The organism is uncultured Pseudoteredinibacter sp. (assembly GCF_947500695.1).
Classification (GTDB): domain Bacteria; phylum Pseudomonadota; class Gammaproteobacteria; order Pseudomonadales; family Cellvibrionaceae; genus Pseudoteredinibacter.
The window spans coordinates 246595-266021 of the sequence record NZ_CANMSS010000007.1 but is presented as its reverse complement, the minus strand read 5'-3'; the positions used below and the strand labels follow the sequence as shown (position 1 = coordinate 266021).

General features: G+C 47.1%; 14 protein-coding genes. 6 read left to right on the top strand and 8 right to left on the bottom strand.

Going from position 1 to position 19427, the window contains the following annotated elements:
- Positions 1-158: 158 nt before the first annotated feature.
- Entirely contained in the window at positions 159-1709 is a 1551-nt protein-coding gene (locus tag Q1A08_RS14295) for a methyl-accepting chemotaxis protein (protein ID WP_299774073.1), read from the bottom strand.
- 345 nt (positions 1710-2054) lie between these two features.
- Here Q1A08_RS14295 and Q1A08_RS14290 point away from each other — a divergent pair, with 345 nt between their 5' ends.
- Together Q1A08_RS14290 and Q1A08_RS14285 are read left to right on the top strand one after the other, a co-directional pair.
- Positions 2055-4907, top strand: coding sequence for an autotransporter domain-containing protein (locus Q1A08_RS14290; protein ID WP_299774071.1), 2853 nt, complete (start codon positions 2055-2057; stop codon positions 4905-4907).
- Positions 4908-5013: 106 nt separating this feature from the next.
- Positions 5014-5589 carry a Crp/Fnr family transcriptional regulator gene (locus Q1A08_RS14285; protein ID WP_299774069.1) on the top strand — a complete coding sequence of 192 codons (576 nt, stop codon included), beginning with the start codon at positions 5014-5016 and terminating at the stop codon, positions 5587-5589.
- Positions 5590-5751: 162 nt separating this feature from the next.
- Here Q1A08_RS14285 and Q1A08_RS14280 read toward each other — a convergent pair whose 3' ends face one another.
- Together Q1A08_RS14280 and dapB are read right to left on the bottom strand one after the other, a co-directional pair.
- Entirely contained in the window at positions 5752-7470 is a 1719-nt protein-coding gene (locus tag Q1A08_RS14280) for an AMP-binding protein (RefSeq protein ID WP_299774067.1), read from the bottom strand.
- 191 nt (positions 7471-7661) lie between these two features.
- Entirely contained in the window at positions 7662-8468 is an 807-nt protein-coding gene (gene dapB / locus Q1A08_RS14275; RefSeq protein WP_299774065.1) for a 4-hydroxy-tetrahydrodipicolinate reductase, read from the bottom strand.
- Positions 8469-8883: 415 nt separating this feature from the next.
- On the opposite strand from dapB, the gene Q1A08_RS14270 reads away from it, so the two are divergent.
- The 3 genes from Q1A08_RS14270 to Q1A08_RS14260 are packed head-to-tail and all read left to right on the top strand — an operon-like array spanning position 8884 to position 12272.
- Positions 8884-10503 carry a methyl-accepting chemotaxis protein gene (locus Q1A08_RS14270; RefSeq protein WP_299774063.1) on the top strand — a complete coding sequence of 540 codons (1620 nt, stop codon included), beginning with the start codon at positions 8884-8886 and terminating at the stop codon, positions 10501-10503.
- 35 nt (positions 10504-10538) lie between these two features.
- Positions 10539-11822: a hypothetical protein gene (locus tag Q1A08_RS14265; RefSeq protein ID WP_299774061.1), complete on the top strand. Its 1284-nt coding sequence runs from the start codon at positions 10539-10541 to the stop codon at positions 11820-11822.
- Between the two features lie 30 nt (positions 11823-11852).
- Positions 11853-12272 carry a phosphate ABC transporter substrate-binding protein gene (locus Q1A08_RS14260; protein ID WP_299774059.1) on the top strand — a complete coding sequence of 140 codons (420 nt, stop codon included), beginning with the start codon at positions 11853-11855 and terminating at the stop codon, positions 12270-12272.
- 70 nt (positions 12273-12342) lie between these two features.
- Here the strand turns inward: Q1A08_RS14260 and dnaJ are convergent, their stop codons facing one another.
- The 3 genes from dnaJ to grpE all read right to left on the bottom strand — a co-directional run bounded on the left by dnaJ (position 12343) and on the right by grpE (position 16306).
- Entirely contained in the window at positions 12343-13464 is a 1122-nt protein-coding gene (gene dnaJ / locus Q1A08_RS14255) for a molecular chaperone DnaJ (RefSeq protein WP_299774057.1), read from the bottom strand.
- A gap of 148 nt (positions 13465-13612) precedes the next feature.
- Positions 13613-15544 carry a molecular chaperone DnaK gene (dnaK, locus tag Q1A08_RS14250; protein ID WP_299774055.1) on the bottom strand — a complete coding sequence of 644 codons (1932 nt, stop codon included), beginning with the start codon at positions 15542-15544 and terminating at the stop codon, positions 13613-13615.
- 168 nt (positions 15545-15712) lie between these two features.
- Positions 15713-16306, bottom strand: coding sequence for a nucleotide exchange factor GrpE (gene grpE / locus Q1A08_RS14245; protein WP_299774053.1), 594 nt, complete (start codon positions 16304-16306; stop codon positions 15713-15715).
- Positions 16307-16554: 248 nt separating this feature from the next.
- Here grpE and recN point away from each other — a divergent pair, with 248 nt between their 5' ends.
- Positions 16555-18222 carry a DNA repair protein RecN gene (recN, locus tag Q1A08_RS14240; RefSeq protein WP_299774051.1) on the top strand — a complete coding sequence of 556 codons (1668 nt, stop codon included), beginning with the start codon at positions 16555-16557 and terminating at the stop codon, positions 18220-18222.
- Between the two features lie 86 nt (positions 18223-18308).
- Here the strand turns inward: recN and Q1A08_RS14235 are convergent, their stop codons facing one another.
- Together Q1A08_RS14235 and fur are read right to left on the bottom strand one after the other, a co-directional pair.
- Positions 18309-18881 carry a hypothetical protein gene (locus Q1A08_RS14235; protein WP_299774049.1) on the bottom strand — a complete coding sequence of 191 codons (573 nt, stop codon included), beginning with the start codon at positions 18879-18881 and terminating at the stop codon, positions 18309-18311.
- Between the two features lie 125 nt (positions 18882-19006).
- Positions 19007-19414 carry a ferric iron uptake transcriptional regulator gene (gene fur / locus Q1A08_RS14230; protein WP_299774047.1) on the bottom strand — a complete coding sequence of 136 codons (408 nt, stop codon included), beginning with the start codon at positions 19412-19414 and terminating at the stop codon, positions 19007-19009.
- Positions 19415-19427 lie beyond the last annotated feature (13 nt).

Genomic DNA, 19427 nt, shown 5'->3' with positions numbered 1-19427 from the left:
AGCGAGATGAAACAGTTGGTCTCATCTCGCTTTTTATTAAAATTCGCCATCGCTTTTCCAGCGGGTTGTGGGCCAATGGCCTATTGCAATCTAACTGCGCATTCTACGGCAAAGCCCCCCTATTTGTCCATCCCATTAACAGCGAATTAACAAGCTTTTTAGATTTTAAACTGTCCGAGCGTAGACTTCATGGCAGCCGCCATATCAGCCAGCTCATCAATACTGGATGAGATAGCCGCTGAGCCCGAGGCCGCCTGTCTAGAGACCACGGCAATATTCTCCATATTACGTTCGATCTCGTTATTGGCGGCACCCTGCTCTTCTGTGGCGCTCGCGATCTGATCGGTTTTGGAGCGGATAGAGGCTACGCCACCGGTGATCGATACCAGAGACTCGCTGGCCGCTTCTGAATGCTTAACAGCTTCTGCAGCCTGCTTTCGCCCCTGCTCCATCCGCTGTACCGCTTCACGCGCACCACCTTGCAGCCGCTCAATCATATCTTGAATTTCTTCAGTAGATGACTGGGTTCTGGAGGCCAAAGTACGAACCTCATCAGCAACTACAGCAAATCCACGACCTTGCTCGCCAGCTCGCGCTGCCTCAATGGCCGCATTTAGCGCCAACAGATTGGTTTGCTCAGCAATACCACGAATCACATCCAATACCGTACCGATGTCTTCCGTGCCTTGACGCAGCTGGTCAATAACCTCAGCCGCACCATGAATATCTTGAGCTAAGCGCTCAATTTGGACTCTAGTATCGCCAACGACTTCACGACCGCTAGTCGACTCTTGGTCTGCTGAATGGGCATTCTCGGCAGCCTCGGTAACATTACGAGCCACATCGTCTACTACAGAGGACATTTCTCGCACCGCGTCAACCACCTGATTGATATCCGATTGCTGATTGGCAACACCCCGTTCAGTCTCTCGAGCCAACTGAGATACCTGATTCGCATGGCGATCCAGCTCCATGGCGTTATTTGAGAATCCCGAAATGGTGCCATGCAAGCGCTCAATAAAGGTATTGAAGTTAGTACAAAGAGTGGCGATCTCATCACGCCCATCATCAGGTAGACGCAACGTCAAGTCGCCATTACCTTCTGCCATATCTTGCAGCGCATCTGAAACACCTACTACAGGGCGTACAATGGCCCTTGATATAAACAGGGAAACGATTGCCGCTAAAACCGAGATTATTAGCACAGAAAACCCTGCGCTTTGCACGGCCTCATCTTTGGCGATCGTCACCTCATCGCGACTAACGGCAATATAGATATAGCCAAGCTTTTCACCGTCCGCCTCGATCGGTTCAGCCATGCGAAACTCATGGGCCGTCTCGTGATCGACAAAGGACGTATTCAAAGATGTCGGCGCCCCACTGGGAATAGCCTTACCTTTACTGCCTTTGCCCTTTTCAAACCAAGCAAATGGCATCCCATTGCCACCATAAATTACTGAGGAGTTGATCCGGTCACTCTTGCTGAGATTATCCAAAATCTCACGGGTGGTGGCCTTATCATCAAATGCCAGGGCACCTGAGGCACTGCCCCCCACCACCATCTCAATCGTCTCTGCAAAACGTTCTAATTCTTCTTCAATATGAGCAATCTGAGTGATCACCGACACAGCACTCACCACAATCACTGCAGCCATGCTGGTTAATGTCACACCCAGAAGTACCTTCCATTTGAGCGATAAACTTTTCATTCTAGACTCCATCAATAGGCTCAGGCCCACCTGGCTACCCTCAGGTATCACCGATTACGCATAAGCAACTGCTTACTTAACTACGCCTAAGCCATAAATTGCCAAGGCAAATTTTGCGTGTGCAAGTATTAATATCTACAGACCGAAGGAAAACTTTAGTAGTAATTAGCAATTGAGGGCTAAATCTGCCCAATGGCTATCAAAGAACGAAAAGATGAATGAGGCGCAATAACTAGATTTTCTTCTTAGCATTTATATCGTACACACGGCATAATATTAGCGCCACATGCAGCAGCTAGTAGCTTAGCTGATACTAATAAATCAACCTCGATGGCCTGATCTCAGATGAAGTTATACCAAGTTGTAACAGCATTCCTATTGCTTATATTAGGGTCCTTTTCTCACGCTCAAGTTGTTATTAATTCTGCGACCCTCTCTAATCCGATAGTAGCCGGTCAGCCTGTGCAGCTAACCGTAATACTTGAGAATGAAGATCTCAGTCAGCATCCCGCGGAAGTCGGCTTTATTCACCTCAGCGGCCCCAGCGTCCCAGATTGGCAAACAAGCGACCCTAGCTGTACATTCATCCCCTTCGAAGAGGGGCAACCGGGAGAGGATTTTGGGGATGAACAACCACCTGGAACCCCAACAGGTAGCTATGACTGCGGCTCGCTTGATGGCAATACCGGCTCACCACTAAAAAAACGTGGTAGCTCAAAAAGAAATAGCCCTGGTATCGACTTCACGGCATCTCAAGCTTCCGTTCCCGGTGGCAGCAGTAATCAATCACAATTTGTGTTTAGCTTCATCCCCGAGGCGGGTAGCTATGAAATGGTGGTAAGTTCGGTGTTCTGCCTCAGCTCACCAAATTGTGATGTCATACTGAACTTTACCGCTGATCAACTAGACCCTGAAATCAACGCCAACCTACAAACTTCCGTAGATGAAAACGCCGGTCAAGCTACCCTGAGCTTTTCATTAAGCCAGCCAGGCAATAGTGACATTGCACTTGAGGTAAACACACTAGACGGCAGCGCCAAATCAGGCGAAGACTATCAAGCCGTAAGCCAAACTGTACTTTGGCCAGCGGGTGACAGCAGCCAAAAGACTGTCATTATTCCTATTATTGACGATCAGAAATTTGAAGGCGATGAAACTTTCCAAGTTGAACTCACTCAACTTGATGTCGACATCCCTGTAAACTCACCCCTGAGCTTTCAAATCACTATTAACGAAGATGACCCAGAGCCCCCGGGAACTATTCAATGGACACAATCTCAACTTGACCTCAACGAGGATAGCGGAACCATTACCCTAACCGCCCAACGCATTGAAGGGGCAGCTGGAAACATCAGTGTCAGCTATCAAACTGTAGCGGATACCGCAACGGCAGACTTGGACTTTCAGACTAGCCAAGGCAGCTTAAGCTGGAGCGATGGTGACAGTGCGGATAAAACCGTTTCCATCACTATCAATAAAGACCTGCTGCAAGAAGAAGTCGAATCTTTCATTGTAGAGCTCAACAACCCTACTGGAGGCGCACTAATAGGCAACCCTAAATCAGTTGAACTTAAAATTGCTGATGTGCGAGACCCTCAAGCACCAAATGTTGACGTTGGTGCGGATATTGAAGTCACCGACTTTGATGGCGATGGCAATGTTGAAGTTAATCTTGATGCCTCTAATTCCAGTTCTTTGAACAGCGAGATAGACAAAGTTGAATGGATCTTTGAAGGCAAGGTGATTGCCAACGGCATCAAAGCAACCGCCCTACTGCCAGTAGGCAAGAATCAAGTGACTGCGCGAATCACCAATAAAGCAGGCTTGATTTCAGAAAAAATCTTAAATGTTTTAGTCAAAGAACAACAAAGCTCTAGGCAAGATAAGTTAGCCAGCACCCCAGGCATTGATCGTAATGAACGAAGCTTAGCAGAAAGCCTCGACAATCTTTGCCCCCGACTAGCTGAAGTCGATCAATTAAACCCTCTTTCTGGAGCCCAGAAAAACTTGCTCACTCGCTGTAATGGGTTACTGGACCCAGATCTGAGCGATGAAGATCAGGCTGCGGCATTGCAAGCCATTGCCGGCGAAGAAGTTGCCGCACTACTGTCTACAGCGACTGATTTTGCCAGCGTACAGCAAAGCAATATCCGTACTCGCTTAACGCAGTTGCGCCGCGGCGGCGGTGGCATCGACCTGAGCGGTTTAAATATTCAAACCGACAGCGGCACATTGAATGGCAATCTACTCGCCAGCGCTCTAAGCAGCAAACTCGGTGGCGCAGCAAGTGGCGATGAAGACACTTATCTATTAGAGAGCTCACGCTGGGGTGTTTTCTTAAATGGTAATATTCTTTATGGCGACAAAGACAAAACCGATGCTCAAAACGGCTATGACCTAGATGTAAAAGGCTTAACTATGGGGCTTGATTATCGAATTACCGATAATACTGTTGCCGGGCTCGCTATTGGTTTTGCCGATACCGATTTAGACTACAAACAAAATGGCGGCACCATGGATGCCGAAAGCCAATTTGTGACCGCTTATGGCTCTTATTATGATGATAAGAACTACTATATCGATGTCAGTGTTACTCGCGGCAACAGCGATTACGATATGCTGCGCCGCGTTGAATACAAAGATATGTTTGGCCAGGTTAATGCCCAAATCGATTCCAGCACCAGCGGTCGCCAGTTATTGGCTACCTTCGATGCAGGCTACGATTTTATAAAAGGCCCATTCATTATTGGTCCAAATCTTGGTGTTTCATACAACAAAACCAATATCGATCAGTTTAATGAGCGTGGTAACAGCGGTTTAGAATTGGCCTACGGCAGTCAAGAAGCCAGCATGCAAAGCGCCAGTTTAGGCTGGCATAGCTCATACACTATGCTGCGCGACTGGGGTGTTTTAACTGCGCAATTTAATGGCAATTATTATCGTGATATTAAAAACGATGAAGACCAAGTCATCGCCTCATTTGTTCACGATCCTTTTGGCGATAGCAATAGTCCGCTTGCCCCTATGGTTGTCAGGACCGATGCGATCGATAAAAGCTACATGACCTTTAACTTGGCCTTAGCCGCTCAATTCCAGCACGGCCTTTCAGGTTTTGTAGATTACCGCTATCTAGCAGGTGCCAGCAATATTAGCTCCGCCGAGCTGAGTTTTGGCATGCGTTACGAGTTAAAGTTTTAAGGTCAATTTGTTAGAACTTTATAAGCCGCCCAATGGGCGGCTTTTTTATTGTTCGCTTTAGCAGTCTGATTTAAACTGCCACTCCCAATCGATTAGCAGTGAAATCATGAGTACGGAATTATTATCTCGCTATAGACTAAGCCCTGCGCTCTCTAGCCCTACTCTGTGGCCTTTGCTGGAAGATATCGGGCAAGAGAGAAACGTCAGCGCCGGCACTCAACTGTTAGCCGCCAATAGTAAACCCCAGTTCTGCTACATCATTCTAAAAGGACTCTTGAGACAATATTATCCAAGCGCTCAAGGGCGCGAGAGAAATAAGAACTTTTTTAGGGAAGGACAACTGGCTGGATCTCTAAGCGCATGGCTAAATCAAGGTGAATGCCCCTATGAGATCCAAGCCCTTGAAGATAGCCTGCTCTGGGAAATGCCTGTCAGCGCTCTACGCAAAATTGAGAGTAATCCTAGCATTCAAGAAATGCTCGACCACACGACTCGTGAATTATTTTTGCGTAACGAACAACGCGAAGCTGTGTTGCTAACAAAGTCTGGCGAAGAACGCTATCAATGGCTACTAAGCAACGAATCATGGATTACCGAACGCCTCGCGCAATACCATATCGCCAGCTACCTTGGCATGGACGCGGTTAGCTTGTCGCGAATAAAGGCGAAACTAAAAAGCTAGCAGCAACCTTCTTTTTAATGTCCCTATTAAGATCCCTGCAAAAGTCTTTTTAAAAGTTTTGCAAAGTCTCGGCTAGTTTTTGAGGCAGAAAAGGCAATTCTTGAATGCCCTTTGTGTACGCCTTGCTACAAAGGCTATACACAAAAGGCTCTCAAAGTTCTATTACAGCTTTATATTTAATTCATTGGCCAGTTTTGACGCCGATGTTTGCTGCTCATCCGATAAGCTTTCAACAAAGGTCAACTTCACTTCGCCACTATCTAAAATAAGGGCCTTGGCAGCTGGTAACTCCGGCAGTAATTCAGCCACTGTTCGCTCGATCGCAGCTGCACGCAGGCTCGGTTTATGCACCTTACCGACAGCAGTTACCGGTAAGGCTTCTAGAATCTCAATAAACTTAGGGCAAGCTGGGCGCTCGGCAATATGCTCCATGGCAAACTCCATCAGCTCTTTTTCGCTAACGTCATGACCATCATAAAGCTGCACATAAGCTACCGGTAATTCACCTGCATAGGCATCCGGGCGACCTACCGCCGCGGCTAAAGATACAGCAGGGTGTTGCTCCAAACAATTTTCAATCAATGCAGGATCGATGTTATGGCCACTGCGAATAATCAAATCTTTTGCGCGGCCTGTAATAAACAAATAGCCATCTTCGTCAATATGGCCGAGGTCACCAGTGTGCAACCAGCCCTGATCTAGCGGATCTTCATCCCGGCCCAAATAACCCGAAAATACCACCTCGCCACGAACCAACAGCTCACCACTGTCACCAGCTTTTAGGGCACCATTGATTTTTAAATCAATAAGCTCACTAACATAACCGGCACTTCCAGGCACAGTAGGCTTATCAACTTTCGGCATGGCGATAGCACCGGCACACTCAGTCATGCCATAAATTTGATAGAGCTCTAACTCGAGTTTATTTTTGACATCATGGCAAAGCGCCGCAGGAACTGGAGAACCACCCGAGATCAGATATTTTAAGGAGCTGATATCAGCATCTACCGGTACATTCACCATAGAAGCGACTGAGGTGGGAATGCCACCACTGACACTAACCTGATATTTTTCAACCATGCGCCAATGTGCTTGAACCACATTTGGATCACGAAACCCGGCTATGGTAGGCAAGATAATCTCGATACCTGCACACAAGCAAGACAGGCCATTAATCATCGAGCCTGCAACGTGAAACAGCGGCAAGCCGCTCATCACCACATCACCTGGCTGCAAGTCCATACTCTCATGATGCAGGGCTACACAGGCGAGCTGATTACGCTGAGAGTTTTGGGCCAATTTGGGCGTGCCAGTGGTACCGCCAGTGTGAAAGTAAGAGGCGATATCATCTAAGCATGGCCATTCCTCTTCACTTAGCTCAGCTGAATCATATTGCGTTAGCTGTTGCTCGAACAACTCGTACGATTCGGCAGGAAACAGCACTGGTATTAGCTTGACTGGCTTAGACAGGCGCTTAGCGACGGATTCGGCCTTTTGCCAGATATCACTCACTGGGTTTGGCCCCAAGGCGATTAAAACATCGGTTTGCGCTGCCTCCATTAGCTGCAATAAGGCATCTTCATTAAGTAGGGGGTTAAGCGGGTTGGCCACACCAACGCTTTCAGCCCCCCACATGATGGCATGAGCTTGGGGTATATTCGGCAACAAAAAGGAGCAGACTGGACGCTGAGCTTGGCTATTCGCCTTTAGCAATCTAGCAACCCGGCGCATATTATCCAGCAGCTCTTGGTAACTCCATGACATATCTTGAAAACCGTCATTAAGGTCTGTCACCAAACGTAAGGCCGTTGCCTCAGGTCGCTGCTGAGCCACCGCATTTAGATAGTGGTAAATAGAGGAGTGGGGGAATTCTATAGCCATACATCACCGCATCATTTTTGTTTTTAATGGTGCGAGATTTTGGCGCAGGCATCAATTAAGCTGCAATAGCATTTGTTAATAGATACCCTACAAAAGCATCAGATTGCCATCTAATGAACACATTAAAAGGGCTTTTGAGAAGCCATTTTAGGGCCTGGGGACCCTAAAATGCTTTGGATATGAGCGTAAACTTAGTTGAGCCCCAATACATCTCTCATATCATAAAAACCAGCTTGCTGACCGGCCATCCAAGCCGCGGCGCGAACGGCCCCGCGAGCGAAAGCCATACGGCTCGACGCCTTGTGACTTATTTCTATGCGCTCACCATCAGCCATAAACATCACAGTATGGTCACCCACAACATCTCCACCGCGAACCGTAGCGAAACCAATGGTTTCCTTATCTCTTGCTCCGGTCTGCCCTTCGCGTCCGTAAACGGCAACCTTTTCAAGATCGCGCCCTAGACTATCAGCGACCGCTTCGCCCATTGCCAATGCGGTTCCCGATGGGGCATCGACTTTATGGCGATGATGAGCCTCATAGATCTCAACATCATATTCATCACCAAGTATTGCCGCCGCCTGCTCAAGAAGCTTTAAACAAACATTTACACCGGTACTGTAGTTAGCTGCGATACATAGAGCCAATTTATCTTGCATAGCTTGCAGCTCGGCTTTTTGCTGGGTATCAAAGCCAGTTGTGCCCACAACCAAGGCCTTAGAATATTGCGCACATAAGGCGGCGTTTGCCAAGGTAGCCTCCGGAGCCGTGAAATCGATTACGGTGTCAACCTGCTCAAGAACCTTGCTTAGATCATCAACAATAATAACGCCGTTTTTACCTAAACCAGCGAGCTCTCCAGCATCACTGCCAATCATACTGCTGCTGTGGTGCTCTACCGCCGCAGTCAGTACCGCCTGATCACTTTGACTAATCGCTTCTATCAGCATTCGGCCCATACGCCCTGCTGCACCGGTTACGGCAATTCTTGCACTCATATTCGATCCTGCTATGGATTTAGTTTATTTATATAAAGGACGAGAATTATATAGATTTAGCCCTAGATGGCCAGTGACTAAGTCTTTTATGATCTTTTGGCGACCCGCCATTTATTACCATCCTGCAAGCAAGAAATAAGCACTTTTTAACTAATTAAATAATCGATTAATTCAATCTTTATAGGTATTCCAAATACCCAGCTTAAACCTTTAGTTTGCGCACAAAAATTCAAGCAGAAATTCTATACCTGCAATTTTTAAACTTATAAATCAAACACTTAGGGCTCCCCACCCTTGATATACAAAAAAACATTCTCTTCAAAAGCTAAACCTTCAGCGACCTAGCCGACAGCAAAGACACAGCAACATTGCCTTGGCAACTGCTGAAATCTCTCTCATGCCAGTGGTTAGAAACATGAATGGTTTAAATTTTCTATCAATTAAAATGAAGCTGATGCTCCCTCCCATCATCGCATTGATTGGGCTAAGTGCGGTATTGAGCTATCAATACACAGTTTCCAATAACAACATTGACCGGCTTAACACCCTGCGCGATCAACAGCTTCCTGCAATGCTGATTGCCAGCAGCCAACAAAGTCAGCTAGAACGATTGCAAGATATCTACAACTCAGCCGTCACCATGGCCGACCAAGATATCCTGATCAATGCTGACAATTTGCATAAATCCATGCAAATGGGCTTGGCACAGCAAGCCCAATTGCAAGCGCAAAACAGCAAAGCCATTACTCAACAGCAGGAGCAACTGCGGTTATTTGTGAACGCCAATAACAATCTTGCCCAAGCGCTGATCGGTGGTGATTTCGACCCGCAAAATATACCAGCTTTAGTGAGCAACAAAGAGAAGCTCTACAAAGAGTTAAACAGCGCCTTCCAAAGTGGACAAAAAGAAGCCCTGAGCAATTTCAACCAACAGATTAGTCAGGCCAATAGCAATGCCGAATCTTCTTCCCAAGTCGGCGTTCTCGCCGGCATAGCCCTGGTGATTTTTTTAAGTTTGGTCACAGGCTTTAGCACTTGGACGATCACCTCACAAATCAACAATGTTTCAAACTCTTTAAAAGAAATTGCTGAGGGTGATGGCGACTTAACCTTGCGCTTAACCCAACAAGGCAATGACGAAATTGGACAGCTGGTGAATTGGTTTAATGTTTTTATCGCCAAGCTACACAGCACAGTCGGCGATATGCTAAAACTCGACGAGCCCATGAACCAGCTTGCCGATCGCCTCAAGCAGTTAGCAGGCACCTCTCTGAACGACTGCCAGCAGCAACAAGATGCATCATGCGAGCTGGTTCACGCCATGGATGAACTTATCCAAAGCACCGAGAACATCGCAGGGTCAGCAGCCTCAGCGGCCGAAGCGACTTCCGAAGCTGACCAAGATGCCAAGGCAGAAACCGAGAACATCAGTAAAACCAGCTTATCAATTCGCAATTTGTCCAGTGATATTACAGCAGCTGCGAATGTGATTAGCTCATTACAGCAGGATGTTGAAAACGTCAGCGGTATTCTTGATGTTATTAAGGTGATCGCCGAACAAACCAATCTACTCGCACTTAATGCCGCGATTGAGGCTGCACGCGCTGGTGAACAAGGTCGAGGCTTTGCCGTTGTTGCTGATGAGGTAAGAACACTTGCCTCAAAAACTCAGGATTCTACGCAAGAAATCCAACAGCTTATCGAAAAGTTAGAGCTGGCCTCTAACGAAGCCGTAAGTGTTATGTCGAGCAGCCAACAACAAGTTGGACTCAATGCCGACCAAGTACAAGAAACCGGCGTAACCCTGCAAACCATCTCCGGAAGTGTTGCTTCTATTGCCAGCATGAATCACCAGATTGCTGCCGCAACCGAGCAGCAAGATAGCAGCGGCCGCGCCATTCAAAGTAATGTTTCCGCTCTAACTGAAGCCACTCAACGCGTAGCCCAAAGCGCTGAAAATCTCTCAGGTATGAGCAAAGACTTGAGCCAGTTCTCAGATCAACTCAGCGCCGTATCGGCGCAATTTAAAGTATAAAACCTCGATTTAGATTAGATGTACACAGGTGCCCCATGAAAAAGAAACTTATCACCTTAGCCATTTTAAGCAGCCTGCCTTGGCAAGCTGCCACGGCGGATCAGAATGACATTTTGCAGAGACTGGAACAACTTGAACGTAAGAGCGCTCAAGATCAAAAAACCATTTCTGAATTAACGTCAAAGCTAAACGCATTGAGTCAACAAAGCTCAGGCAGCGACTCAGTTAAACTAGAACAACGACTGGTTAAGCTGGAAAAGAAAACTCAAAGACAAGCAAAATCCTTAAAGCGAAAAATTGAGTCTCAGAAAGATCGCTTAAGCATTAAAGGATTTGCATCTGTTTACGCCACCAAGGCCAATGTTAAAGGGGTGACACTAGAAGCTGGTGTCGATACCCATTGGGATTTTTCGCCCGACACCATTGCAGGCTTACAGTTTGACTATAAAGTAAGTGATAGCATCGACGCGGTTATTCAGCTAACCGCCAAAGGTAAAAACGACTTTGATATGGACGCTGAATGGGCCTTTTTACGCTTCAATGTTAGCGATAACCTAGCCTTACGTGGCGGCAGAATGCGCCTGCCATGGTATATGTACTCTGAATCCATTGAAGTTGGCTATGCCTACCCTTGGGTCAGGCCACCCGCGGAAGTTTATGTCACTAGCTTCACCACCTATGAAGGTGTCGATGCGACTTACAGCCACCCGATTGGCAGCTGGATTACAGATACTCAAATCTATTACGGCACAGCTGGCACCAATGTTGCTGATGCCGAAGCGGTTAGCGGTATAGCCTTTACTGCCGAAAAAGAGTCGCTAACCCTACGAGCCTCTTACAACCAGATAGACACTATTTCTATCACAGGATTCCCCTTATCCGACGACATCGATTATTACTCAGCCAGCGCCCGTTACGATAACGGTAAATGGTTCGCCATGCTGGAAGGTGCCGAAGCTGACATCGGCAAAAAGCTACCATTTCTAGGCAATATTGCTATGTCAGGCACCTTGGGTTATCAATTCGAAAAGTGGATGCCCTATATGAGCTTATCCAAAACCTATTCGGATGCCTCCCATGAAAGTAATGCCGTATCGCCTGTACAAAAAGTCTCAATGGAATCCATCACCCTAGGCATGCGTTACAACCTTAACAATCAAGTGAGCTTAAAGGCAGAGATTGCAGACTACGATAACTTTGATGGTACCTTGGGTAATACTGTCATCGGTACCGAATTGGCGCTGAACCCGAATCTTGTCAATGAGCTCGATAAAGACGGCGTTCATGTTTTATCGGTGGGCTTTGATGCCGTTTTTTAAGGCGCTAGCAATTTTCAATATAGGTGTAATATGTTTAAGAAACTCTCATTAATAACCACCACTATTGCTGCATTATCAAGCTCCGCTTGCTTTGCCGATCTTGCGGTAATTACTCATCCGAGCGCCAGCATCAGTGCATCCAAAGCGGAAGTGTCAGCTTTGTTTTTAGGAAAAAGCAAAAGCCTGGGAGGGCAAAAGCTCACCCCAGTTGATCAAGAGGAAGGCAGCCCTAGCCGCGATCAGTTTTATCAGCTACTTAGCAATAAGAACCCTAGCCAGCTAAATGCTTACTGGGCGCGTATTGTTTTCACAGGGAAAGGCCAACCACCCAAGGCACTAATGGATGACAGTGAAGTGAAAGAGTTTGTTGCCAGTAATGCTGACTCCATCGCTTATATCGACAGCAGTGAAGTCGATGACAGCGTCAAAGTTATTATGACGGTAAAGTAGTTTTGTTGTTCTGCTGAGCACAAAAAAGCCCGCTACGGCGGGCTTCCTTTTTCCAGTTTTGCAAACTTACTTAGTTAAAGAAGTTTTTCATCCCTTCAAACCAAGAGCTTTGCTTAGGCGAATTTTTATCACCCTTCATACTGGCTTGCAGCTCGCGCAGCAAATCTTTCTGCTTATTGGAAAGATTAACTGGTGTTTCCAAGACAACACGGCACAGCAAATCACCTGCCGAACCACCGCGAACAGGAACCACACCCTTACCACGTAGACGGAACAATTTACCCGTTTGTGTTTCAGAAGGAACCTTAAGCTTTACTCGGCCATCTAGCGTAGGCACTTCAAGCTCACCGCCCAATGCAGCATCAACAATGCTGATAGGTACTTCGCAATACAAGTTTTTGCCTTCGCGCTGGAAGATCTCATGCTCTTTTACAGAGACCTGTACATACAAGTCACCAGGAGGACCGCCGGCCTCACCAGCTTCACCTTCACCACTTAAGCGAATTCGATCACCGGTATCAACACCTGCTGGCACTTTAACGGAAAGCGTTTTGGTTTCTTCTACACGCCCCTGGCCACCACAATCATTACATGGGTCGGAGATGATCTGGCCTTTACCGTGACAATTTGGACAGGTTTGCTGAACCGAGAAGAAGCCCTGGGTCATTCGAACCTGCCCCATACCACCACAGGTGCCACAGGTGACTGGCTTGCTGCCTTCTTTTGCACCCGAACCATCGCAAGTTCCACAGTGAACCAAGGTGGGCACTTTGATTTTTACCGAGGTGCCTTGTACGGCTTTTTCCAAGTCAAGCTCTAAGGTGTAACGTAAATCCGCACCGCGAGCTGGGCCGCCACGACCTCGACCGCCGCCACCAGCGCCTCCGAAGATATCACCAAAGACATCACCAAAAATATCGCTGAAATTACCAAAACCCTGGCCACCGCCCATGCCACCTTGGCTAGGGTCTACGCCTGCGTGACCGTATTGATCATAAGCCGCACGCTTTTGCGCATCCGATAAAATTTCATAGGCCTCACTAGCCTCTTTAAATTTTTCTTCGGCTTCTTTGTCATCTGGATTACGGTCTGGGTGAAATTTCATCGCCACACGACGGTAAGCTTTTTTCAGATCTTTTTCTGAAATGCCGCGGTCAACGCCCAGCACTTCATAATAATCACGTTTTGACATAGTGACTCTTCATATTGAATAAAACGTTAGATGTGAAGTGTAAAAATCATTCACAACTCACAGTTAACGTCTCGTACTCTAATTCATTAAAGCTGCGGCAAGACTAAAACGGGAGGCAAGCCTCCCGTTTTAACAAAACGACTCAGAATTACTTCTTATCGTCTTTCACTTCTTCAAACTCAGCCTCAACAACACCGTCGTCTTCTGGCTGGGCTTGCGCACCCGCTTCAGGGTCAGCACCGGCCGCTTCAGCTTGCGCGGCTTGCTCGGCGTATAATTTCTGCGCTAGCGAACTTGAAGCTTCAGTTAGCTTGTTGGTTGCAGCTTCCATGGCCTCTTTGTCGTCGCCTTTAACAGCTTCTTCGGCTTCCGCAACCGCAGCTTCAATAGCCGCCTTCTCTTCGTCAGTGGCCTTATCGCCAGCTTCTTCAACAGTTTTCTTGCTTGCATGAATCAAACCTTCCAAAGTGTTGCGTGCGGTGACCAACTCTTCGAACTGCTTATCTGCTTCAGCATTCGCCTCTGCATCATTCACCATTTGATCGATTTCTTCATCGCTCAAACCAGAAGAAGCTTTAATGACGATGGACTGCTCTTTACCAGTTGCTTTGTCTTTAGCACTTACATTCAAGATACCGTTGGCATCGATATCAAAGGTTACCTCAATTTGTGGCATACCACGCTGCGCAGGTGGAATGTCAGCTAAGTCAAAGCGGCCCAGAGATTTGTTCTGAGAAGCTTGCTTACGCTCACCCTGTACTACGTGAATGGTAACCGCAGTTTGGTTGTCTTCAGCGGTAGAGAACACCTGAGACTTTTTCGTCGGGATAGTAGTGTTCTTCTCGATAAGTGGAGTTGCCACACCACCCATGGTTTCAATACCTAGAGTTAGCGGAGATACGTCCAACAACAATACGTCTTTAACGTCACCAGCCAATACCGCACCTTGAATCGCAGCGCCCATGGCAACCGCTTCATCAGGGTTTACATCTTTACGAGGTTCTTTACCGAAGAACTCAGCAACCTTTTCTTGTACCAATGGCATACGGGTTTGACCGCCCACCAAGATAACATCGTCGATTTCGCCAACTGATAAATCGGCATCATCCAAAGCCGTCTTCACTGGCTTCAAAGAGTTAACCACTAGTTCTTCTACCAAAGACTCCAACTTGGCACGAGTCATTTTCACAACCAAGTGCTTAGGCCCCGTTGCATCAGCAGTGATGTACGGCAGGTTTACTTCGGTCTGCTGAGAAGAAGACAGCTCGATTTTAGCTTTTTCAGCCGCTTCTTTTAAGCGCTGTAGAGCCAGTGGATCATTGTGCAAGTCGATACCGTTTTCTTTCTTAAACTCATCGGCCAAGTACTCGATCAAACGTAAATCGAAATCTTCACCACCCAAGAAGGTGTCACCATTGGTGGCCAATACTTCAAACTGGTGCTCGCCGTCTACATCGGCAATTTCAATAATAGAGATATCGAAAGTACCACCACCCAAGTCGTATACCGCAATGGTGCGATCGCCTTCGGCTTTATCCATACCGTAGGCCAAAGCCGCTGCGGTTGGCTCATTGATGATACGCTTAACATCTAGACCCGCGATCTTACCGGCATCTTTGGTCGCCTGACGCTGGGAATCGTTGAAGTAAGCAGGAACCGTAACAACCGCTTCGGTTACGCTTTCGCCCAAATAATCTTCGGCGGTTTTCTTCATTTTCTTCAAAACTTCAGCAGAAATCTGCGGTGGCGCCTTCGCATCACCTTTGGCTTCTACCCAAGCATCGCCATTGTCGGCGGCGACGATTTTGTAAGGCACCATAGAGATGTCTTTCTGTACAACATCATCTTTAAATTTACGGCCGATCAAACGCTTAACCGCAAACAAAGTATTCGTTGGGTTGGTCACCGATTGGCGTTTAGCGCTCTGGCCAACCAGTACTTCACCATCGTCAGTAAACGCTACGATGGATGGGGTGGTGCGATCGCCTTCGGCATTCTCGATAACCTTAGACTTGTCACCTTCTAGTACGGATACACAAGAGTTGGTAGTACCCAAGTCAATTCCGATAATTTTTCCCATGGAATTTCTCCAATATCTTTGGCGGCAGCCCGCCTTAATCAATTCAAATGTTCTGGTGAGAGCTCTGGGCTCTGCTTCATTGGCCTTGCTAGCTATATGGGTTCATATTTTGCCAGTTCAAGGCCTTTTGCTTAATTTTGCTCAGCTTTTCATCGACAAAGTCATGAATTAAGGGGCTTTAGCAACCACTACCATTGCTGGGCGAACCAAGCGGCCGTGTAGGGTGTAACCCTTTTGAAATACATCCATCACCGTATTCGGCTCAAGATCTGGATTTGGCACCATAGTCATTGCCTGATGAAACTCTGGATCAAAAGGCTCACCCGCCGGATCAACCGCCTCTACATCATGGCGTTTGAGACCATCCTGCATGGATTTTAAGGTCAGCTCGATACCTTCACGAGCCGCTTTCAAAGCTTCATCTTCGGCATCCATAGAAGCCAAAGCACGCTCCAAGTTATCGATAACAGTCAGCATATCACCGACAAATTTCTCAACACCGAACTTATGGGCCTTCTCGACATCTTGCTCAGCGCGGCGGCGTACATTGTGCATTTCCGCCTGAGTGCGCAGCTCTTGGTCTTTTAACTTGCCAATCTCGGCCTGTAAGCCTTCGATTTGCAGTACAAGCTCCGCCGGATTCACATCCTCAACTCGTTCTTCTGCTCCCTCTTGGGCCCCCGGGGCCATCTCAGGGGCTTCACTGGTAGCTTCGGCATCTACATTTGGGTTTTGCTCTTCAGAGGACACAGCTATCTCCATCTATTACTGGCTAGCCGGGCTAGACCTAATGGCTCAACCTCAGCTTTGATTTCGTTCTGAATGCTTATATGGGGTCACTTTTGGCGGCTTCAACAGCTCCATAGAGTCAATTTATGCACTATTTTCACTGAGATTATTGGCAGGCTGGAAAAACTACTGTATAAAAGCACAGTAAAACATAAGACAGTTTTAATAGTAACGACAGTAGTTACATAAGTTGGCCACATTCACGCCAGGAGGAGCGGGATATGCTCACCCAGCTCAGTATTAACAACATCACCCTCGTTGATCAGCTAATCCTAGAGTTAGATACGGGACTGACAGCGATCACAGGCGAGACCGGAGCCGGCAAATCCATACTGCTCAATGCTTTAGGCCTAGCTATTGGTGAACGTGCCGACGCCGACAAGGTGCGTAAAGGAGCAGCCAAAGCGGATGTTTATGCCAGCTTCGATATTGCCGACATTCCCGCAGCGCAGAAGTGGCTACAACAGCAAGAGCTGGAAAATGGTGATGAAGAATGCCTGCTGCGCAGGGTTCTATCCGCTGAAGGGCGCAGTCGAGCTTTTATAAATGGCAAGCCAGTAACTTTGCAGCAACTCAAAAGTTTGGGCGAATTACTGATAGATATTCACGGCCAGCACGAGCATCAATCCCTACTCAAAAAAGAACAGCACCGCCGCCTTCTGGATAACTTTGGTGCTTTAAAACCACTTTTGGAAAAGCTAAAGCAAGCCTTTAAAGATTATCGCCAAGCCCAACAGCGCTTTATTAAAAGACGTGATAATGCCGAAGAAATTAGCGCCCGCCATCAACTATTACGCTACCAGGTATCGGAGCTCGATGAACTGGATTTACAAGAAGGTGAGCTAGAAAAGATTGAACAGGAGCAGCAGCAGCTGGCCAGTGCCGAAGACACTTTGCATAAATGCCAGCAAGTTGCTGATTTATGTGAAGGTGAAAGCGAATATAGCCTGCGCCAAGGCTTAAACCAGTGCTTGCATTTACTCGGCGAGATTCAAAGCAAAAGTTCATCTCTCAACGAAGCGGAATCCATGTTAAGCCAAGCATTGATTCAACTGGAAGAAGCCAATGGGGAAATCCAGCGCCACGTCGATAGCTTCGAGGCAGACCCAGAACGCTTATATGAATTAGAAAATCGCCTGAGCCGTGTTTATGACATTGCACGCAAGCATCGTATCGACCCAACTGAATTATGCCAACTGCATCAGCAGCTGAGTCTAGAACTGGCCGAGCTAGGCAATGTCGATGAAGATTTAGACCACTTGCAACAGCAAGCTGAAGCCGCCCTTTCACACTATCAAGTATTGGCCGGAAAGTTAAAACAAAAACGCCAAACTGCTGCCAAAAAGTTGCAACAAGACGTTAACAAACAACTGCAAAATTTGGCGATGAGCAACGCCAATTTTGAGGTCGCACTTATCGCCCTAGAAGAACCCAGCAGTAAAGGCAGCGAAGAAATAGAATTTTTAATTGCCACCAACCCAGGTCAAGAACCTAAGCCACTGGGCAAAATTGCCTCTGGTGGTGAATTATCTAGAATCAGCTTAGCGATTCAAGTTGTAACGGCCCAAACCAGCGCGGCTTCAAGCTTAGTCTTTGACGAAGTTGATGTCGGCATCGGCGGCGCTACCGCCAATGTGGTTGGGCAGATGCTACGCCAGCTAGGAGAACGCTGCCAGGTACTATGCGTTACCCATTTGCCACAGGTGGCCAGCAAGGCCCATCAGCATTTACAAGTTGTAAAAACCACCGATAAAGCCGGTGCGGCTTCTTCCTTAAGCAAACTCGCCGAGGATGAAAGAGTTTCCGAGATTGCTCGAATGCTAGGAGGAGAAGCGGGAAGTGAGCAAGCTGTAGCTCACGCCAAAGAAATGCTATCCGTTGTGCACTAATAATCTTACAACACGATCGACAGTCACAAAAAAGCCCGGTATTAACCGGGCTTTTTTGTGACTGATTTGTACTGAATCAATTTCGATTAAGAATTCGCTTCAGTCTCACCATCAGCGGCTTGCATATCACGAATCTCAGCATACTGATTTGGATCTAAATACATGAGTTTTACAGCAATGCCCAATTTACGCTCACGTTCTTTTACCGGTTCTACCGCCATCACCATCACGTTATAACGACCATCTTGCTCAGTCACACCTGGCAAATGAATCAAAGCACTGCCCGTGCCCTCTTCCGTTAAAATATTTAGGTCGTCTTTGGCATCTAAAGTTTGGCCAATCAAACTGATCGTGGCTCGTACAGAAGCTTCGAACGAAGGGAAGTTAAATGGGCCACGAAACTCACTGTAATCCAACTTTATCTTCATTGGCAGATCAAGTTTTTCTTCAACACCTGTATCTTTATGGGTAACCGTTAAAGTCAGGGTTCCCACATTCAAGCCCTTACCTGACTTTAGATCTTTAAGTGCCATCTTGGCCTTATCTTTAGCTTGCACCACAAATGTTTGATACAAAATCCGGCAAGCCAGGTCACTTATTTGAACCAAGTTCAGTTGAAAATTGCGAGCCGGGGCCGCTGATTTTTGTTCTTCTGCCATAACAATCTGCTCTAATTCACTTCTTTGCTAGGTTTTACTCAGCTGCCTTCAGCTACCTTAAGTAAAGCCATAAAACCAAAAATGGGGCCTCAATCGCCCCATTTTTCTCAAACCAAGGCCTTCAATTAATCCTTTGGTTTAACATACAACACTAAGCTGTGGCCAACAATCTCATAGCCATGCTCTTCAGCAATTATATCTTGAAGGCGCTCAATCTCTTCGTTGTGGAACTCTATCACTGTGCCGGTGTCCGTACAAACCATGTGGTCATGATGATCACCACGAGCCAATTCAAACACTGAGTGACCGCCATCAAAATTATGACGAACTACCAAACCTGCGCCCTCAAACTGAGTGAGAACTCGGTATACAGTGGCCAAGCCAACGTCTTCTCCCGCTTCCATAAGCGACTTATAGACGTCTTCAGCGCTCATGTGATGCTGTTCCGAGGATTCAAGAATTTGCAGGATTTTAACCCTAGGCAAGGTTACTTTTAGTCCAGCCTTGCGTAATTCCTGGTTTTCAACAGCCATTTTTCCCCCAAGA